Annotated in this window: 14 protein-coding genes, 2 pseudogenes and 1 riboswitch; of the genes and pseudogenes, 9 read left to right on the top strand and 7 right to left on the bottom strand. The window is 48.5% G+C overall.

The features are described from left to right. Positions 1–163 precede the first annotated feature (163 nt). Positions 164–249, top strand: a riboswitch (cyclic di-GMP riboswitch). A 169-nt stretch (positions 250–418) separates the two neighbouring features. The 9 genes and pseudogenes from A6764_RS07540 to A6764_RS07505 all read left to right on the top strand — a co-directional run bounded on the left by A6764_RS07540 (position 419) and on the right by A6764_RS07505 (position 10,789). Further along, entirely contained in the window at positions 419–1,615 is a 1,197-nt protein-coding gene (locus A6764_RS07540; RefSeq protein ID WP_065066909.1) for an acyl-CoA dehydrogenase family protein, read from the top strand. Positions 1,616–1,664: 49 nt separating this feature from the next. After that, positions 1,665–2,756, top strand: a complete 1,092-nt coding sequence (locus tag A6764_RS07535; protein WP_065066910.1) for a citrate synthase/methylcitrate synthase — start codon at positions 1,665–1,667, stop codon at positions 2,754–2,756. A 26-nt stretch (positions 2,757–2,782) separates the two neighbouring features. Then, complete coding sequence (locus A6764_RS07530) at positions 2,783–3,946, top strand: MFS transporter (RefSeq protein ID WP_413541974.1); 1,164 nt, start codon at positions 2,783–2,785, stop codon at positions 3,944–3,946. A 40-nt stretch (positions 3,947–3,986) separates the two neighbouring features. Further along, a complete protein-coding gene (locus tag A6764_RS07525) occupies positions 3,987–6,023 on the top strand; it encodes a methyl-accepting chemotaxis protein (protein ID WP_083989776.1) in 2,037 nt (678 codons plus the stop codon). A gap of 1,116 nt (positions 6,024–7,139) precedes the next feature. After that, positions 7,140–7,280, top strand: a pseudogene (locus A6764_RS22360) (hypothetical protein); the annotation flags it as partial. A 69-nt stretch (positions 7,281–7,349) separates the two neighbouring features. Further along, positions 7,350–7,625: a hypothetical protein gene (locus tag A6764_RS07520; RefSeq protein WP_065066914.1), complete on the top strand. Its 276-nt coding sequence runs from the start codon at positions 7,350–7,352 to the stop codon at positions 7,623–7,625. A gap of 150 nt (positions 7,626–7,775) precedes the next feature. Next, on the top strand, positions 7,776–9,002 hold the full coding sequence (locus A6764_RS07515; protein ID WP_065066915.1) for an MFS transporter: 1,227 nt from the start codon (positions 7,776–7,778) through the stop codon (positions 9,000–9,002). 270 nt (positions 9,003–9,272) lie between these two features. Beyond that, positions 9,273–9,761, top strand: a complete 489-nt coding sequence (locus A6764_RS07510; RefSeq protein ID WP_065066916.1) for an RNA polymerase sigma factor — start codon at positions 9,273–9,275, stop codon at positions 9,759–9,761. Next, entirely contained in the window at positions 9,758–10,789 is a 1,032-nt protein-coding gene (locus A6764_RS07505; protein WP_065066917.1) for an anti-sigma factor, read from the top strand. Before A6764_RS07510 ends, A6764_RS07505 begins: the two co-directional genes overlap by 4 nt. Positions 10,790–11,773: 984 nt before the next feature. Here A6764_RS07505 and A6764_RS07500 read toward each other — a convergent pair. The 7 genes and pseudogenes from A6764_RS07500 to A6764_RS07470 all read right to left on the bottom strand — a co-directional run bounded on the left by A6764_RS07500 (position 11,774) and on the right by A6764_RS07470 (position 20,011). Further along, complete coding sequence (locus A6764_RS07500; RefSeq protein WP_065066918.1) at positions 11,774–12,607, bottom strand: prohibitin family protein; 834 nt, start codon at positions 12,605–12,607, stop codon at positions 11,774–11,776. Between the two features lie 299 nt (positions 12,608–12,906). Further along, complete coding sequence (locus A6764_RS07495) at positions 12,907–14,433, bottom strand: restriction endonuclease (RefSeq protein ID WP_065066919.1); 1,527 nt, start codon at positions 14,431–14,433, stop codon at positions 12,907–12,909. Between the two features lie 280 nt (positions 14,434–14,713). After that, positions 14,714–15,565: pseudogene (locus A6764_RS07490) on the bottom strand (DUF2075 domain-containing protein); the annotation flags it as partial. A gap of 298 nt (positions 15,566–15,863) precedes the next feature. Then, positions 15,864–16,856: a helix-turn-helix domain-containing protein gene (locus A6764_RS07485; RefSeq protein ID WP_065066921.1), complete on the bottom strand. Its 993-nt coding sequence runs from the start codon at positions 16,854–16,856 to the stop codon at positions 15,864–15,866. Beyond that, positions 16,837–19,290: a DEAD/DEAH box helicase family protein gene (locus tag A6764_RS07480; protein ID WP_065066922.1), complete on the bottom strand. Its 2,454-nt coding sequence runs from the start codon at positions 19,288–19,290 to the stop codon at positions 16,837–16,839. The genes A6764_RS07485 and A6764_RS07480 overlap by 20 nt, the downstream gene beginning before the upstream one ends. After that, a complete protein-coding gene (locus tag A6764_RS07475) occupies positions 19,290–19,613 on the bottom strand; it encodes a nucleoside triphosphate pyrophosphohydrolase (protein ID WP_065066923.1) in 324 nt (107 codons plus the stop codon). Before A6764_RS07475 ends, A6764_RS07480 begins: the two co-directional genes overlap by 1 nt. A 14-nt stretch (positions 19,614–19,627) precedes the next feature. Continuing rightward, on the bottom strand, positions 19,628–20,011 hold the full coding sequence (locus tag A6764_RS07470; RefSeq protein ID WP_255309650.1) for an HIT family protein: 384 nt from the start codon (positions 20,009–20,011) through the stop codon (positions 19,628–19,630). Between the last annotated feature and the right edge of the window lie 31 nt (positions 20,012–20,042).

The following is a 20,042-nucleotide window of genomic DNA, read 5'->3' as shown; positions in this document are numbered from 1 at the left end:
GTATAATTTGTTGCTGAGATTTCACCGCTGAAGTTAGGACAATGGAAGTGATACATCGTTTGTCCTTCTTTCAAAACCAACGATAAGTTAATAAAAATTTATGCAAATGGTCTATGATAATTTTTGAAAATGCGTTACAATCGAACTAGCAAAAAGGAAAAATTTACGTTAAGGGCAAACTAACCGAAAGGTTAGGACGCAAAGCTACGGGTCTAAAGTCATAACGACCATGATCGCCGGGCTGCCGGAATTAGTTCTATATCACATGCTCTATTTTCGGCTGCCCTTTTTTGCAAAAGGGGGCTTTTTTATTTTCAAAATGTGAAATGTAGGAGGTTCATCGAAATCAAATAAGTCAAACTCATTTGGCGTACAGTTTATTCCACATTAAAAAACACAGAAAATCGGAGGGAGTACTATGAATTTTGAGTGGACAAAAGACCAAATGATGTGGATTGAAAAGGTCAGACAATTCATGATCGACTTGGATGTAGAAAATGCTTTAAAAAGCGAGAGCGAGCAGCTGCCTTGGCAGATTCGCCAAGCGTCCGGCAAACAGGGACTAATTGGCCTGGATGTTCCGAAGGAATACGGAGGCGAAGGTTTGAGCGCCGTTACAATGGGACTTCTTTACGAGGAATGCGGCAAATTCGGAGTCAACACCCGCGAAGTCATCGGCGCCGGACACGGCAACATGATCGCCAAATTCGGAACTCATGAGCAAAAAAGCAGGTATTTGCCTTCACTCATAAAAGGAGATTTACTGGTGGGCGTCGGTTTGACGGAACCGAACTGCGGTTCCGACCTGGCCGCTATCGAAACGTTCGCTCGCAAAGATGGATCGAATTACATATTGTCGGGCTGCAAGGAATGGGTAAGCCGTGTGGAGGAGGCCGGCGTATTCGTCGTCTTCGCTCAAACGAAGCACGGTTCCGGAACGAAAGGCTTGACCGCCTTCCTTGTCGATATGAACGATCCCAATATCGAGAAATACGCCCTGGAGCCGATGGGAATGAAAGGTTGGTCCTATGGCGGCTTCCGGCTTCACGATGTCGTGATTCCGGCGGAGAACCGATTGGGTCTGGAAGGGGAAGGCTTCCGGATATTCAACCAACACTTCGGCTATTGGCGGGTACTGATGGGAATCATCTGCGTCGGAGCGGCCAGAAAGGCACTGGAGCAAGGCGTGCAGTATGCCAAAGAACGGATGGCCTTCGGCGGTCCGATCGGCCGGTTTCAGTCCGTCATGCACAAAATCGCCGAGCACGCGACCCTTCTGGAAACGGCAAGTCTGCTCAGCCTGAAGGCGCTGGACGTTTTGGACCGCGGTCATTCCAATACAATGGAAGCCTCGATGGCCAAATGGTATTCGACGACCACGGCCTACAAGGCGATCGACGACATGCTGCAGATCCATGGCGCCCGGGGCTACGTCAAGGAATACGGCCTTGAGCAGAAACTGCGCGACGTGCGCGGCCTGATGATAGCCGACGGCAGCACGGACGTGCTGAAATCGTTAATTGGCCGGGATTTGATGGGCAGGGAAATCTACGATGCGATGCTGGGGCGCGCTCGGGAAGAACAACCACTGCGCGTCCTCAATATGGTGCCATAACCTGCCTTACCATATAAAACGGACATCGATATAGACAGGAGAGCGAACCATGACTGTGAATGAAGGACTTGAGAATGTCGTTGTCGCCAAAACCGCGGTCAGCCTTGTCGACGCAGAGAAGGGGAACCTGGTGTACCGGGGATTTCACGCCAGGGATCTGGCCCGCGATAAAAGCTTCGAGGAGGTCGCATATCTTCTCCTGCACGGAAATATGCCGGACGTAGACGAGCGCAAGGACACGCTGGAAAAGTGGGCGTCCGCACGGGAGCTCCCCGCTTCCGTCCGAAACGTCATCGACGCCCTTTCCGAAACGCACGACTTGATGAGCATGCTGCGTACCGCTGTCTCCGCGCTGAGCATCGATAGCCCGGAATATCCGCCTACTTTGCAGCAAGCCACCTCCGTCATCATAAAGCTGCCCGTGATCATCGCTTATTGCTACCGTCGGCTCAAGGGCCTGGAGCCTGTTGCTCCCCGGCCCGACCTCGGGCATACCGCTAACTATTTATACATGCTGAGGGGTACGGAGCCGTCCCCCGTCCATGTTCAGGCGCTGGAAGCTTATTTGAACCTGCTGATGGATCACGGGATGAACAGCTCCACCTTTACCGCCCGCGTGATCGCCTCGACCCGTTCGGATCTCGTTTCCGCGATCACCGGAGCCATCGGCGCTTTGAAAGGACCGCTTCATGGCGGAGCCCCTTCCTTGGTGCTGGACATGCTGAAAGACATCGGCACGAAAGATAACGCTGAGCCGTGGATCAAGCGGCGCTTGGAAAGCGGAGGAAGATTGCCGGGCTTCGGACACCGCGTGTACAAAACGAAAGACCCACGATCCGAAGCTTTAAGGCTCATCGCCACCGAATTGTCAGGCAGTGATGCCTGGCTCGATCTGGCCGTGCACGTGGAGCAAACAGCCCAGGATCTGCTGGCCGTATATAAACCTCACCAAAAGCTGTACACCAATGTGGAGTATTATGCGGCTGCCGTCATGAATGCGATCGGCTTCGAACCGGAGCTGTTCACGCCGACCTTTGCTTTAACGCGGTCGGTAGGCTGGTGCGCGCATATCATTGAAGCCTCCCAAGGCCGTTTGGTGTATCCGGATTCCGCTTACATCGGACGATTGCCTTCTGAATAACGTTTTGGGGAAAAGGAGGCCGATCAATGGCACGCCGACAAATCATTATGTTTTTGGCCACCATGAACGTGTTCATCTTGTTGTACGCGCCTCAGCCGCTGCTGCCGTGGCTGTCCGATAAGTACGGCATCTCGATCGCAACAGCCAGCTTGACGATCTCCCTGACGATCATCGCGCTCGCGGTTTCATCGCTCGCGCTGGCGCCGCTGTTTGATCGGTGGGACCGCAAGAAAGCGATCGGGATTTTTTGCCTGCTGCTGATTGTTCCGAGCGCCATGCTGGCCATAACGGACTCCTTCACCTGGATTTTGGTCTGGCGGGTCGTGCACGGCATGTGCATCCCCGGAGTGACTGCCGTGCTGGTCGCCTACGTGTCCGAAGAATTTCCGGCCGACCGGCGCGGCCGTGCGCTCGGCGCCTACGTCAGCGCCACCGTAGCCGGCGGGTTGGTCGGCCGTGTCATTGCCGGACCGATCGCCGAAGCGTTCTCGTGGCATGCCGTCTTTATCGCTACCGGGTTCTTTTCCCTATTGGTCACCGTTCTCGTATGGCGGTATTTGCCCGCCTCCCAGAATCAAACCAACAGGGCAATCGGCGGGTTTCTGGCGCATTTCCGCAATCCGGCGCTGATCGGCACTTTTTTGATCGGCTTTTCGCAGTTTTTCGCTTTTATCGGCTTTTTCACGTATCTGCCCTTCTATGCTTCCGGCGCTTCGTTTCATCTCAATGCAACACAAATTTCGTTGCTTTATTTTACTTACCTGTTCGGCATCTTTTCCGCTCCGCTGGCGGGGTACTTCTCCGACCGCATCGGCCGGAGAGCGACCATGGCCTTCGGGCATCTGATCGGGGCGTCAGGCATCCTGCTTACGCTTCATCCGTCGTTACCTGCTCTGCTGGCCGGCGCGTCTATTCTCGCGTTTGGAAATTTCGCGTCCCAGTCCGCTACGACAGCCTACGTGACCGATGTCGCGAATGGGTCCAGGGGCGCCGCTTCTTCCCTGTATCTGTTCTTCTTCTATGTCGGCGGAAGTCTCGGCGCTTACATCCCGGGATTATTATGGTCACGTTACGCATGGGACGGTTTGGTCGCGACTACGACATGCATCATTGTACTTGCCCTGCTCAGCAATTATTTCCTGGCAGGAAAAAAGAAGATAACCCATCCCGCAAACACAACGCAAACTTGAGTTATTAGTTAAAGATTACAATTGGAGAGTGTATGCATCGATGATACGTAAAAAAGTAGAAAGGAACCCCAAGCCATCCTCCTTCAAATCTTGGAAATGGAAAAGCATCCTGTCCTCGTTCGCCAGCGTACGCGGCAAACTGTTTCTGTTCTCCTTCCTCATCTTGTTGATTCCGGGGATTGTCATCGGATGGCTGAGCTACGACAAATCGCAATCGCAAATCGAGAAGCTGCTGATGGACAGCGCTACGGAAAACGTGTCTTTAACCAACCGATACATCAACAATTGGATGGATGCGAGACAGAAGGAACTCGACTCGCTATCCAAGCAAATCGCTGACAGCATGAAGCAAAATGCGAACCAGAATTTGCAGGCAATTTTACAGCAATTTCTGAACGATCATCCCGGCGCGAGCATGCCTTTCATCGCTATGGACAACGGGACGTACATCCACGGCTCGAAGGATGCCAAAATCCCCGCCAACTTTAACGCCAGGGAAATGCCCTGGTATAAAGAGGCGGCGAATAAAGATACGGTCATTCTGACCGATCCTTATGCCGACCCGATAAGCGGCGGCGAGTTGGTGATCACGGCAGCCAAAGCGGTACCCGGGCAGTCGGCTGTCGTCGGCTTTAACATCAATCTGGAGGAGCTTCGTAACCTTGTGAAAGATGTCCATATCGGGCAGAAGGGTTACATCGTCATTTACACGAAGAACAAACAATTTTTGCTGCACCCTACGAACAAGATCGGTACGCCAACGGCGCCGCATAACGAAGTGATGTACCGTGAACCGAACGCTTCCGGCTCTTACGAATACATCTTCCAGGGCGAACCTAAGAAAATGATTTATACGACGAATCCGGTCACCGGCTGGAAAGTGGCCGGGAACATGTCGACCAGCGAAATTTCGGACTTGGCCAAACCAATTCTGAACCGCACCCTGCTTGTGGTCGCCGTGGCGCTGCTAATCGGGGCGATCACGATTTATTTCATTATCATGTCGATCATCAGGCCTCTGAACAAATTGGTGGAAGCATCGGGAAAAATCAGCCAAGGCGACTTGACGGAACGCGTGGAAATCACACGGGAAGACGAGATCGGCAAAACGGCCATGAGCTTCAACCAAATGGCAGATTCGCTCCATTCTATTATTAAAGACGTTCGCGACAACGCCACCCAGCTTGCCGACTCCTCCTCCCAGCTGTCGGCCAACTCGCAGCAAAACAACAAGGTATCCGAGCAAATCGCGGAGGCAGCGCAGACGCTTGCAGCCGGTTCCGAGAAGCAGGTCCGGTCGGTGGAAGAAAGCACGAAAGCGATCGCCGAAATTTTGTCCAGTTCGCAGCAAATTATGGCCAATGTCGCCTCGGCTTCGGAGAGCTCGAAATTTTCTTCTGACAAAGCGTTGGAAGGGTATACAGTCCTTCAATCCGTTTCGCAGCAGATGAACTCGATCCAACAAACGGTGAACAGATTGTCGGAATCCGTCCGGGAATTGGGCAGCAGGTCGCAAAAGGTAACGGAAATTATCGGGATCATCGGCGATATCTCTTCCCAGACCAAATTGCTCGCCCTGAATGCCGCGATTGAAGCGGCCAGAGCGGGAGAGCAGGGACGCGGCTTTGCCGTGGTAGCCTCCGAAGTGCGGAAGTTGGCTGAGCAGTCGGCTGTCTCTTCCAAGCAAATCGAGGAAGATCTGCTGGCGATTCGCAATGAAATCAGGCAAACCTCCGAAGCGATGGAAACCGCCACGAAAGAGGTTCAAGACGGGATGGACATGGTCCTTCTCGCGGGTCAGTCCTTTGAGGCGATTCAATCTTCCGTACAAACGGTTGTAAGCCAGATTGAAGAGGTCGCCTCGGCTTCAAGACATATGGCAGCCTACACCGAACAGGTGTCTAAATCGATCGAATCGGTGAATGAGGTTTCGGAGCAGTCGTTCGTCTATTCGCAGGAACTGTCGGCGGCAGCGCAAGAGCAGCTTGCTTCCGTTCAAGAGGTGACGGCGTCGGCGGCTTACCTCAGCAACATGTCGGAAAGGTTAAAAGAATTGGTTGGCCGGTTCAAAATCTGATATCGGGACGTTATGCGTGCACTCCAGAATATGCGGGAGTGCACTTTTTCTTCTGTTTAACGATAACGGAAAACCATCCGGTTGTCGCTTATTCCCAGGCCGCGACGCTCCGACACTTCACGGAGGTTTTGGGAAGAACAAGGCCTGTATGGAGGTCAAACGGTAACGGACCTGCCGATTCGATTTGCGTACTTTCCCAATCATGGCTTCGGTGAACCGGGGGGAGTTGTTCTGGCCAGAGGCCACCGCAACAATCCAATCCTCAGCTGCTGAAGTCACGGTGGAAAGGAAGGAGTGCAGCCGGACACGAGGTGACTACCTTGGCAGGGTGATTGTCACAAGGACCATGTTAGGTGCATTTCCTTCTCCTCTTCCTTCTCTACTTTGTACATAGCACACTCTTTCACCAGCCGCGACCAGTTCACTTACGGAGGGTAATAGCCGGAATTGGTCGACTGATTCCCCGAGGTACTTCACTTCAACCAGCGCCCGAGGAATTGACGAATATCGCTCCCCTTTCAAGCGAACGTTCCGGGCGACGTAAGCATTTAGGCATTCTTTTCGATGGAAAAATTCCCTATTTCTTTACCATGTATTGTTTTCGTTATTTCGCCCGATTAGCTCTCCCTCTCCACCGTGTCGCCGACGGTATAATCCATAGGGTAAGTCATTTTGCCGTGCTTGAATTCTGTATTGCTGTACACGATTTCGCTTCACTTTTACTCTCGAAATAAATGCAATGGCTGGTAAGCAGGTTTTCAAAAGAACCTCTAATCTCTATAATTGGAATGTAATGGATATGCGAAAGCAGGTGATTGCCTTGATCGACTTTGGGTATAGTAGTTTGAATGCTTGGATGGTTCTTCCTCTTCTTTTTGTTGCCGTCCAATTTTCGCCCCTTCTGGAATGGTTCTCGGTTCCGGCATGGCGATCGGCTGGATGACTTGTTTGAGGTGATGACCATGCGCCCTCATGAGGGGTTCACTCTATCGATTGGTAAAACGTGTCATTGACGAGTGGGATCCAGTTGATTTGTTTGTCTCATGCTCCCCCTGATGAGTATGATCCCGAAATCAGGGAAATTACCAGGCGGATGACCCTTCCCAAACACCTGAAGAATTGGCTGAAAGTATTGAGCGTGTTTTCGTTACGTATTTTGGGGAGGCGTACGAGCGCCCGATTGAAGAATGTCTCGCTGTCGCTCAACGGTTGCTGTCTTCGATGTCCAAGACGTACCATGATGACTGTGTTACATGACTGAAGTTTCCTACGTCCACAGTTCATATGGTTGTTACGTGTATGCCCAACATGATGGGGGGATCTTTCATGTTTGATCGCTATACCAACAAGTACGCCCGATGGATTCGGGTACTTGCTCTAGTCGTTTTTGGTGTTAGCATTGTTGTTGGCTTCGTTATGTGGATAGAGGATTTTGAGGATCATTTTGGTCCATTTATCACCACCGTGTGCTATTCAGCCATCACCGCCATTCTCATGTATGGATTTGCTGAAATCATCGAGATCTTATCCAGTATTCTTCAAAGACTCGAATCGGTTGACGGTATTGAGAAATTGCCAGAGAAACAGCGTGATCCCGAGTGAGGAGAGCGCGCCGCCGACCGTCGATTCGCTCCGTTGTTTACGTACCCAACTGACGAGCTGTGGATCTGTGCATCATCCTGCATCAAGGGCGGAGTATTCTCCCGGATGTTTTCATCCGTCGCGCAGGAAACCTGACAGAAGGAGACCATGATGAAATCCATACTCACGAACCCGTCTTTTCTATTCATGTGGATCGGCAGCGCGATATCAGAACTGGGAGGCGCGTTCGGGACGTTTTGCAATTCCGTCCTGATCTATGAGCTGACGGGATCCACAATGGCATTGGGGAGCATGTGGCTGCTGTATTTTATCCCCTCCCTGATTCTCCAGCTCGGTATCGGACCATTTATCGACAGATGGAGCCGCAAATGGATGATGGTTTGTTCCCAATGGTCTCGCGGGGTGGTCTTTCTGCTTCCACTCATCATGCTGCTGCTGGAGAATCTTGAACCCTGGCATATTTACGCGGTACAAATCGTCACCGGACTCATTCAACCTTTGTATGTACCCGCGAGCCTGGCCATAATCCCGACAATCCTTCCCAAACACCTGCTGCACCGTTCCAATTCGTATCTGGAGGGAACCGCTCGTTTGATGAGTGTTTTGGCACCGGCGCTTGGGGGTATTGTAACCGAACGTGCAGGTGTCACGTTCACCTTGCTGTCGATTTGCATCTGTTTTATGGGAAGCGGGTGTTTGCTGCTGTTCTTGCAAGAATCGCGATCCCCCCAACCAATCAGAGCCACATGGTTGCAGCAATTTCTGGAGGGAATCACGTACTTCCTGAAACAGCCCATTTTGGTTTGGCTCGGTGTGTTTCTGGCTTTTGTTCAATTTGGAGTCGGCGTGACCATGGTCGTGAATCTGCCTTATGTGACGGAAGAACTGCATGGCAGTTACGCGGAATATGGTTACGTTATGGCGAGTTTTCCCCTTGGGTACGTACTGGGTTCCATACTTGTCGGAAGAATACAGATGCAGACGGGGAACCGAAGGATGGTCATGATCGGTTCTTTGTTGATCGGCGGGCTGACATTCATGGCACTCGGGATCAATCCCCATCTCGAATGGGCCATCCTTACCGAAACGATCGCCGGCATGGCCATGCCCTTTTTTCATGTGTACAGTACAAGCCTGTATCAGCAAACGGTACCGAATGAGGTCATGGGGAGCGTGTTTTCCGTTCGGTTATTTATCATTCGCAGTGCAATGCCCTTGGGAGTTCTTGCAGGTAGTTCTCTAAGTGAATGGTGGGGAGTACGGCCCCTCTATCTGCTGATTGGCGTTTTGATTTCGACGATGGCCCTAATCGGAATGGTGTCCCCTTTCTTTCGCTTTCTGGATGAACCGCTTGACAAACAGCGCGATGTAAACTAGACGTCGTATGAAAGGATGCCGGGAACCAGCCGCTCTCTCCCATGAAGCAGATCAAACGCGTGCAAGATAACTAACAGGAAACTTCCGCGAAAGCAGTCTGAAACGGTACGGTTCCGTTTCGACTGCTTTTTGATTTTCGCCACTTGTCATCGTGCAGTCATTCTCGCAGCGAAGAGTGTGCCCGCCGGCACGGGACCGCATCCGAATTTTTGGTTTGCCTGTATACATATGTTCTGTTCAATCGTCGTTGTAAGTGAAAGGAGGTTGAAAATGGACAATGAGATGCAGCCACTATTGGAAGAAAAGATGGAGCAAATCAAGCGCTATCTGATCCGTCTCGGAGCCGACCGGAACGACGCGGAAGACATTGTGCAGGATGCCGTCTACAAAGGGCTGCTGTACATTGATTCGATTGATCCGGAGAAGTTCTTCGCCTGGCTGTTCAAAGTCGCGTTGAATCGATATTACGATCTGTGCCGGAAGAGAAAGCGCATCCAGATTCCCATCGACTCCGTGATCGTCGAAGATGCCGAAACCCCCGAAGCGCTGGTTCTGCAAAAAGAGAACCAGGAAGAAATCGAACGAGTCCTGAACGAATTGCCGCCGTTTCACAAGCAGCTCCTGATCATGAAATACGAGTTGGATCTCTCCTACCAGGAAATCGCGGGGCTGCTCGGCGTCAAAATGGAGTTGGTGAAGACCTATCTGTTTCGGGCGAGAAAACAATTTCAGAAAAAATACAGGAGGGACAAATCATGAACGACAAAGCATTCATCCAGGACGGAACGGTGACGTCGCTTGTGAAAAAAGCGAGACGCGCAACGCTTTTTCGAAATATCGGGATCTCGCTGGTAGTTTCGCTGCTGGTGCTGTCCGGCGGTTTTCTGGGAAGCAGGCAGCTGCTCGGCAAAAGCGCCGATGATGCCTTGCGCGACATTGCGTTATTCAAACAGATCAGCGGTCCCAATGTACACGAAGCCGGCTATCGGATCAACTTTGGTCTCTTCAGCGGCACGCTTGAGTACCAGACATACAAGCTGGTCGAAGGGATTCCCGTGGCGTGGAACCAGGAAACGTTCGAGTTCAACGCCCTGGGCAGCGTTTCCAGGCTGCCGGGAAATTATTCGTCGATCCAGCTTCCCGATCCGGCCATGAAGGATTTCCATTATCAACGACCGTTCAATCCGCAAACGGGCCAACGGGAGATGCTGTTTTACCTGCCCGGCATCGACTACGGACACTACCTGAACGATCTGGCGTCTCTGAATGAAATCGGAAGCGGAAGATACGTGGAAATGGCGATTTCCTTCGACAAGAGTTACACCGCTGCCCAAATCAACGCCATGCTGCCGGAAGGGGTGCATCCCGTCTGGTACTGGGTCGACACGTATTACGACAAGGAAGCATACACCCCCAAAACAGTCGTCGAGGAGCAGAAAATGCCCGACGGTTCCATCAAGCAGGTGGAACGGGTTACTCCTCCTGCTCCCGATTCGGCGCGTGACGTTTACGGCTTTGATGCGAACATGGGCGATAGCGAAGAGGGACAGGGGACTGAAAAAGATTTCTTGCGCTCGCTTGAAAACGGCTTGACCTACGGAAAAAAATATTACGCCGAATACAAAAAAATCTACGATTACCTCAAAGGCGGGAAAGAAAAGCCGACCGAACACGATGTCAAAATACTGGGGGTCGTGGTCACGGGAAGCCCCGACAGCCTGAAAGCCTTGCAGGGACAGCCTTATGTAAAGGCTGCTGTCTTGGGAGCCGTTGTGGACAAATACTGATCTGCAGCAAAAGACTTGGTACGCAGCCAGGTCTTTTGCTGGTTTGATCCCCTTGTCGACTTTCATCCAACCATGTCACGGCAGCCGGCGAATGGTTGGCGGGCAGCCATGTTGTGCGGCAGGTGGTTTACACGTCTGGGGAGAACCGCCTCCATCTCCAATAGAAAAACCTCACCGTAAAGCGATGAGGTTCTTTACAAATTCCAGCAGGACGCTTTTGAAGGGGATATGCCGCAATTGTGGAGTTTTCAGTTTCACGATGGGAAAGACAGCGCCATCATGCACGTCGAGGTTTTCACGGTGTGTCTTTGCTGGATGTCTGACGAGATGATTGCTCTCATGGAACAAAGAGAGCTCTTCCCCTGTGAAGAACTGGAAGCGGTAGACTAGTCCCCAACCAAAACAGGCAAACGGCACACAGCCGGTTTCGACTCGCCCAGAGTTTGGCCGGCTATTTCGCTGTTCCAGGGTTCCTCAGGTGTACATTTGCCGTTGCGGGTACCAGCAAGCTTGACCAATCTGTTCTTAAGACATACTGCGCCGGTCGCCTGCTCTTTTCAGGTGGTGCCGGTCGTTGTTCATCCTGATGCGGTACGGCGTGATATCCCCTCCGCCCGCCTTTCAGTCCGGCCATCAGGTGTTGTTCAGGCAGAGCGTTTTTCAGAAGCGGACTGTCCGGCACATAAGACTCGCGTTGCTGTCCGGCCAACCGTCACTGATTCTGCAGACAAGCAGCAGAGGCATATGAAAAAGGGCGGGATCGTGATATTGTTACATACCATGAGGATGACGACAGCACCGTCTTGTTTCACACAATACAAGGTAACGTTAGCGAACACATCATCCAGCCATGTTCCTGCGATCCACACAAATGGTGATTCGTTCCCCCGTTATATTTAAGTCAGCCGGCCATGAAAAAACCGTAGATGGCTTCACCTACGGTTTTCCTTACGAGGGGCCGGGGAGATGCCGGGCACCATCCCCTTACTTGTTTTCCACTTGAATAAACGGAGTGGCCCCGCCCGTCACATTTGGCAATTTCCCGTCCCAACGGCGAATGGCCTCTAACTGCGCTTCAATCTGCCTGAGCTGAATCAATTCCGGCGTGACTTCTTGTTTTTGCAGCCGTAATGCTTCTGCCTGGGCTTGTGCTTTAGTGATTTCCTGTTCCTTTTCAATCTTGATCCGTTCCAGGTCGAGTTTGGACTTGAGCGCCTGCTGCTCGGCCACCTGTTTGGCTTCAATGGCACGGTTAAACTCTTCACTGAACATGAACTCGCGGATGTTGATTTCGTCCAGGATGATATGATAGGCGGACAGTTTTTGGGCCAGGACCTCTTTTACCTTGGTACTCACTTCCGATCGTTTTGAGACCAATTCTTCCGCTGTATATTGGGCCGTGACCGCTTTCAAGGCTTCTGCAATGGCTGGGTCGACAATCCGGCTTCCGTACTCAAACCCCACCTGCTGATACAACTTGTTTACGTTGTTGGCATCCAGATGATAGTTTACCGCGATAGTGGTGGATACCGTCTGCAAGTCGCGCGAGGCTGACGTTTGACTGGTCTCTGATTTTTGCACTCGTACTTCCATGGGGATAACGGTTTGGATAAAGGGAATCTTGAAATGAAGCCCCTCATCCAACACCTTTGGCTGAACGGCTCCCAACTGAAGCACAACCCCGCGATGCCCTGCGCTGATGATGGTAAATGATTGAAACGCGATGAGTGCCGCAAGCGTAACGACGATGATCGTGATAAGCGCCTTCCCGACGACGGGTCGCAACGGACTCAATTTGATTACGTTCTTCTCGTCCATGTCTGCCTCCCTCTTTCTGTGATCCTTATGGGATACGAATGTGAAGGGATTGAGTTTCGAATGTTTTTTATTTTCTGTTTTATAAAAAATTCACCTTATCCCGAGCGAATGGTGGGATAAGGTGATAATTCATTGTGTTCTAAGCCACGCTTCCGTAAAGAGCAGGCTGTCCCGTTTTTTTCGTAATGGCCCTGTGGTTTTATTACTGTAGCTCGATAAGAGGGGAAGGACAGTGCATTTCCTGATGTCCTATCGATGTAATACACACCATCATCCGATCCGAGTAAGAAAAAGGGAATCTACTTTTGAAGCTGAATGGTTACGTTATAACCAAACTCTTGGAACATGTAAACTAAGTTTGAACCGTCTATCAAGGTGATCGGCTTATCTTTTGCAAACTCTCTAGAGTCATTCCCGAAATAACTAGTTGTTACTAATATACCTTTTGTAGCCCCTTCCGCCATTAAAGTCCCATAAAGATCCCTGACGGCTGAAACAGGAACCACGTTATTATACCGTTTCGCCTGGATTACAAATTTTCCACCTCTTATCGGATCCGGATCAAAAGCTATTGCGTCGACTCCTCCATCACGACTCGCTTGTGTCACCTTTACTTCTGCACCGTCTTTGGAAAACACCCTAGCAAACAATTCTCTAACCAGGTGTTCAAAATCCTCCCAGTCCATTGTTGCGAGATTCGTCTCAGCGTTTAGACCAGCTAGAACATCTCTGGATTCAACAAACCTTGAATCCTCTTTCTTTATATCAAGAATTGGTCTTACCGGGGCTAGCTGTGCTAATGGCCCAGCGGAAATTCCTTTTAAGTTTCGGAAACATTCTTTCGGATCAACCCTTTCAAGATTTAATGCTTCGAACTCATCTCGAGATGCCTGACAGGACATTATACACGAACGAAAGTCATTGCCTGTTTTCGGATCAACACCACTTATCCACCCGTTAAAGACAACCGATTTTACGACATTGATATAAACTGACTCAAAGACCTCATGAATGGTTCGAAGGCAAATTTGATATAGGATATTTTCGTAGTAAGTCTCAAATTCTTTCTTTTTCATTTCGACACGATCGATAGCTTTGCGAGAAGCAACATACTTGTATTGAATAATTTTGGGAACGGATTCTTGTGATGGTAATTCAAAGGAAATAATGATGGTACCACTTATCGGTTCATACTGAACTTCATAATCTCTTTCCAGTCCTTCAGGATATGTAGAGCGTTCGAGAACCATATAAACATACTTTTCGATTGCATCCCCATGTCCTAATTCGAAATCGATTTTAAACTGATCAATCGATTCATTTTGTTCTTTCTGTTTAGCTAAAAACTCTTCTTTTCTTTTTTCATATTCCTTTAATCTGGTCTCGAATAAAGTCTTTGCCTCATCTTCTTTCTTAAGACGTGCTTCTTTCTTTGATTTGAAAAAGAATTCAAGGAACCGATTTTCCTTGGGCACGTTTAATTCATTCAATATATTATCAAGTTTCGGACTTCTTTCGATTTCTTCATACGCTTTCTTCTCTTTTAATGCCTCCCAGTTTAGCTTATCATTTACTTTCAAAGTAGATTTGAGAATATTTTTGTATTCCTCAATCAACTTTTGTGCCTGTAAGGTATCAAATTCTGCCTGGCTTTTAAGGTCTGCTATTGCAGCTCGTTCTCTCTCTTTTAATTCCCTTTCTTTCCATTTTCGTAATTGTTCTTCCGCTTTAAATTGAACCTCTGCCCTGGTGGCCCCTTTTATCTCCTTATATACGCCTAAGTAACTATTCGTTACAGTAGTACTATAATAATATTTTCGTGCCATACAGATACCCCCTAGCTATGTCCAAGTGTCTCTATCAATTTTCTCCAAATAGTTCCTTATTCCTACATGTTTTATTCGAACAAAATCGACACTAGTCGACAAAATAAAGAACCTCCTCTTAAGGAGGTTCCATGAGTTCTTAACAAGACCACATCTAAATCGAATAGATACATGTTTTCGGCAATCTAACTGGACAGACATTTTTAGGTCATAAGAGATTAACAGCACGTATAAACTCTCACCCTGTAAAGATAAAATAGGACGTTACGATTGTTGATCATCAAACAATTTTACTGAGTCTTTTCTTCATGTATTCTTGAAGGTTCTCATCTCTACAAAAAACATAACATCCTTTCATTCCTCTAGACATCAATATTTTATAAATGTTCTTAACCAGCTCAGTCAACTTTCGGGGGTTATTTTTCAGACCTTTCTTACCAACCGTATCTTTATATTCATCGTAATCCGCATAAAGTTCCATTTTTTTCGGATCGAACTTCAAATCATTTCCAAAAATCACTCCCACATAATCAAACTCTAACCCCTGAGAAGTATGTACACAACCGATTTGATTTACACCATCTTCATGGATGGCCCATGTTTCAGATATAGATCGACCATTCCAAGGCATTTTAAACCCATGTTCCTCAATTTTAACATCTGGTACTTCCCCGTTAGCATTCCCATCTTTAGTCCATGGCCATGCAAATCCCGCAAGCATCCGTGCATTATATCCATCTTGAACTTTTTCTTTGATTTTTTCGTATACTTGGTTTGGAGTATCTAGTATTTCAAACTCGAATGCATGTTTATCCCAGCCATTATAATTTCCTGTTTCTCTTATTTGAAGCACATCATCAACCCAATTAATAAAACCTTGTGCTCCTGAACATCTAAATTGTGCAACTAACTTCAATTCGTATACTTCCGAAACGTATTTTTCTGCAATTCTTTTAATTTCAGCTACTGACCCAATATCTTCAGGTCGAATGCGCTGAGTATCATCAATGAAGAATACATTAACCTTAGACGCTTTAATGATATCTTCAATTTGATTTTCTCCTAAGTATTGATAAGCCCCCTTACCCTTAAGGCGGTGTGCTTCGTCAACTATAATTACATCGAAAAGGTTTTCTGGTGATTTATAAAATTGTCCCGAACCATACCCCTAAGTATTGCAGCATGCCTACCAGCAATCGCAGATTCTCCGGATTTTCCCGTAGGAAAAGAAATGAATCCTCCTTCTTCTCAAAAACAAATCCCATCCTGACAAAAGCCCTTTCCCACGTAATCATCTTAGACATCCTCACTCAACCTTTCTCTGCCTTTACTTTTCTGTTTCTTATTGTAGAGACCGACTGTTAAACGATGTAACGCGCTGCACTTGATACGTAAAAATAAGAAAACCACGAGCTCTAGGCCCGTGGCAGTTAGAAGTGTATGATGTCTTTTAAGAAAATATCATCTTTCCGATAAAAGATTGTAAACTCTCCCGGCCAATTCCATTGATAGCCCGAAATGGTGGTTAGAATAAGATCAACTGGCAATCGAGGATGATCAAGGGCATCGCGCAGCCTTTGGATCGTTCGGCGTACAATGGATTCGCTTCTTGAATCCGGAAAGATGTTTTCTCGAATGGTTTGTGCAGAAACTGGTCTTTTGTTTTCCATTAGAAAACGGAGTAACTTGCCCAATTGTTCGGATAGTTTGATACGGACATGTGATGGCAAGATGAGGTAAATCTCTTCTCCCAGAAAATCCAGTCGAACTTCATTGGCTGCCAATTCTTCCGACTGATATCTTAATACTTCATCTTCATGTAGAAATAGCGTTTGATCTTGCGTAACCATCACATACGGTTTTGACTCCCCGTAGGAATACAGATCTCTCCTGGTTTCTTCGATAAACGGATCGACCGCATCAGCAACTGCAGGATCGCTTTCTGCTTCAAACATTTCATTTGCCTTCTCAAATATGGACAGGCTCAGCTTCTGATACGCTTTTGCCAGATAACATAACGCTTTCATCTCTTGCTCTCGGTGAATCTGATGAGACCGTTCCGCTGGTCTGGCCCGCAACGCCCTTTCAAAATGATGGATCGACTTTCTCCAATCCTGTTTGTAATAATAGAGGAATCCTAACCGATAGTGGGCGATCGCATGCTCCGGTTCCATCCAAATGAGTTTTCGAAACAGTCGTAGTGCCTGGTTGAAGTTATGCTGCCTCATTTTGAGATCGCCGCCGGCCTTTAGCAGGAGATTGGCTAATTGGATTTTGAACCGTTTATTATCCCGATCCAATCGCGACAGCTTTCTATAGAGTTCGATTCCTTTTTGCCACCAGGTAAAAAGGTCAATTTCGTCTTCTTGTCTTTCCCATATCAGTTCTTCCTCGAGCAGTTCCTCATGCGTTTTCTCTCTCAATTTGATCCCCCGCTTTCTTTTCAAAATGGTAGTGCAGTCGGTACAGGCAGATATCTTTTGTCCAACGGTAGAGAATCGGGCTGTCCTGCGGGTCTATATCGAAATTCAGGGAAAACACACCGTCAGTGAATGTAACCAATCCCTTCGAGCTGCCGCTCCACTTGCTCATCGGCATCTCGGCTATCAACTTGGCCACTTGTTCCTCGTTGTACGTCCATAATTTCTGTGATGATTTGTCCGAGAAGTCAATCCGTTTGCGGAATTCCTTCTCCGTCAAATATCGGTGAAAGAAAGGTGCTACCTCCTGTGGAGTTACGGGCTGATGCCATCTTTGTTCACCCCGATTGAGCATGTAAAGTAGGACGATCATTTTATAGCTTTTTGCCATTCCAGTCGCTTCGACTTCGTTAAGCCAATGCTCATATTTTCTCAGCAGTTCACTCTCTTGTTCACTTAATTGACCAGCCCAATCCAGAAAACGGATGTACGACTTAAATTCCTGTCTGTACTCACGGCTGTTTTCTCTGCCGTACAGATGAAGTTCCAGATAGGTTGGAATCCGCCCCAAATCGCGTTTTACGTCTTCAAACGCCTGGAGAAGTTTTTCTTTTCGCGGCTGTCTTTTACGCGCCATTTCTTGCAGCAGGTTGATTACACCCGTTTCCAGTTCCATGCTGCAATTGAAGGGTACGACAGGCTTCCAGTCATGATTCTTTCTTTCCGTATCCATTCTTGTATCAAAAAGGCTCAGTTTCACATCCGCATTGCGATAGTTTCCAATCAAATCAATAATCGTGCAATACTCTTTGGAAGGATACAATCGCAATCCACGACCGACTTGCTGGGTAAAAATCGTTAAAGATTCCGTCGGGCGAACAAACAAGAGCGTGTCCACCGAAGGGATGTCCGTTCCCTCATTAAATAGATCAACGGTAAAGATGATCTCCAACTCTCCTTTTTCCATCTGGCGAATCGCCTCTGACCGTGACATTTCCCTCGTCTTGGAGTGGAGGCTAAGTGCCCGAACACCTTGATTCTGAAAGAAATTCTTCAAGAAATCCGCCTGTCGTATCGAGGAGCAAAACGCAAGGGTTCTGGTTTGCTTATGCTTGTTCCACGCCGCATATATTTTTGCTGCCATCTCTTCTTTGTGTTGTGCCTGTAACAGCTCTTCTTCATCGTAACGAGTGCCCAACCAGGTAATTTGCGAATAATCCGTATCGTCATACACTCCATAGTAGCGAAACGGAGCCAACCATCCACGCTGCACCGCTTCGATAAAATCGAGCTGAAAGGCAACATTTCCATCACAGATGGCGTATACGTCTTTCCCGTCTGTCCTATATGGCGTCGCCGTGATTCCCAACAAGAAGGCGGGTTGGAAATAATCAAGCACACGCCTGTATGAGTTCGCCGCAGCATGGTGAAACTCGTCCACGATAATCAGGTCAAACTCGTCAGGGCGAAACATTTCCAGATGCCGCTTCATGCTTAAAGTGTATATGGACGCAAATACGGAATCTGCTTGTCTTTCCTTTGTTTGGCCGTCATAGATCCCGCAGGTTCGTTCCGGCATCACTTCCGCAAAGGAACGACGCGCCTGATATAGCAGTTCTTCTCTATGGGCGATAAAGAGAACCCTGTTAAAGTTCCTTGCAAAAAAAGCAGCCAAATACGTTTTTCCCAGTCCGGTAGCCATGACCACCATCGCTTTGTCATAGCCTTCACTCATCGTTTTTTCCAATTCTTCGAGAGCGATTTGCTGGGCTGGACGAGGAACAATACCACCATATTGAGCGATAGCTTCTTTCAGCACAAAAGGGTTCTGCTCTTCGGCATACTCGGCCACCGGAATGGTCAGTTCGATTTCATCCGTTTCTGTCCAAGTTTTCACAAGTGAGGGATGCAGACGGTGATACTCATCATACTCCTTTGCATAAGACAAGCAGGTCTCTCTGTTTAGGGAAACAGTCTGCTCATGGTAAAACAGGTGCATGAATTTGGTTTGCGCTTCTTCAAATGTCATGGGTGCCGCCTTGGCCTGCATAGCCAAATTCCACTCGACGCCATAGGTTAATGCGGAACGCGACAGATTGGATGAGCCAACAAATAAAACCCCATCGTTGTCTTCGTATTGAAGGAGATACGCTTTGGGATGAAATGATGTTCCACAGCTTCGCCACAGGCGTACCTCTATACGCGGGTCAATCTCAAGCAGTGCCTGCAGCGCATGTGGCTGCGTCACAAACAGGTAATCTCCTGCAAGCACCTTTACTTCTGCTCCACGCTCGATTGCCTCTTTCACATGCGGCTCCAGCAGACGAACACCGGAGTACATGACAAAAGAGGTGAGTATGTAGATGGAGGAAGCTTTCTTCATCTCCCGCGCCATTTCTGTGAATAGATTTTCCGTAATAAGTCTGACGTTTGCCATTAATCTTCTACCTCATGAAGAAACAGCTTTCGCTCAAAACCTCCCCGCTTCTCCGCTTTGGATCTGCGAATCTCTTCCAGATCCTTCGGGGAAGCTCCGTGAACACGGGCAAGCGCATATACGACTTCCAATAAATCCGCCAGTTCTTCCAGACTCTCCTGATCGGATTGGGCAGTGTTGTACTCGTTCAGCTCTTCCTGGCACTTTTCGCGGAGCTTGACCAGGTATTCATCATCCGATAATATGCTGGTCGTATATCGTTTGCCAGTTGCTGCAATGATTTCCGGTATCCGGTCTCGGATCAATTTGTTGTAGATCGGCATAATACATTCTCCTTTTAAGGATAAGGTACGAGATTGGGGATTGCTTTGCGAATGCCCCCACGCGGGTCGTCAATGTCTCCCTTGTAACGGGGAATCAAGTGTACGTGCAGATGCATCACTGTCTGTCCGCCGTACTCCCCAACATTGACGCCGATGTTGTAGCCGTCGGGGATGTATTCTCGATCAATCAGTTCTTTTCCTTTCTTCATCAGCTCGTGAATAGCCATGATCTCTTCATCAGTAGCGTCGAAGTAAGTGGCCACATGACGTTTGGGTACGATCAGCAAATGGCCTCGTTGAACCGGGTATTTATCATAAAAGGCAATGGCTTTGTCGTTTTCCAGGAGAATTTTTAGAGAACGTGTATCGCAGAAAGGGCATTTCGTCATCGTTGCCATACATCCTCCTCACTCTTTAGATGCTCTGATA

The sequence above is a fragment of the Brevibacillus sp. WF146 genome, from assembly GCF_001673705.2.
Taxonomy (GTDB): Bacteria; Bacillota; Bacilli; order Brevibacillales; family Brevibacillaceae; genus Brevibacillus; species Brevibacillus thermoruber.
This window is presented reverse-complemented; position numbering and strand designations above follow the sequence as displayed.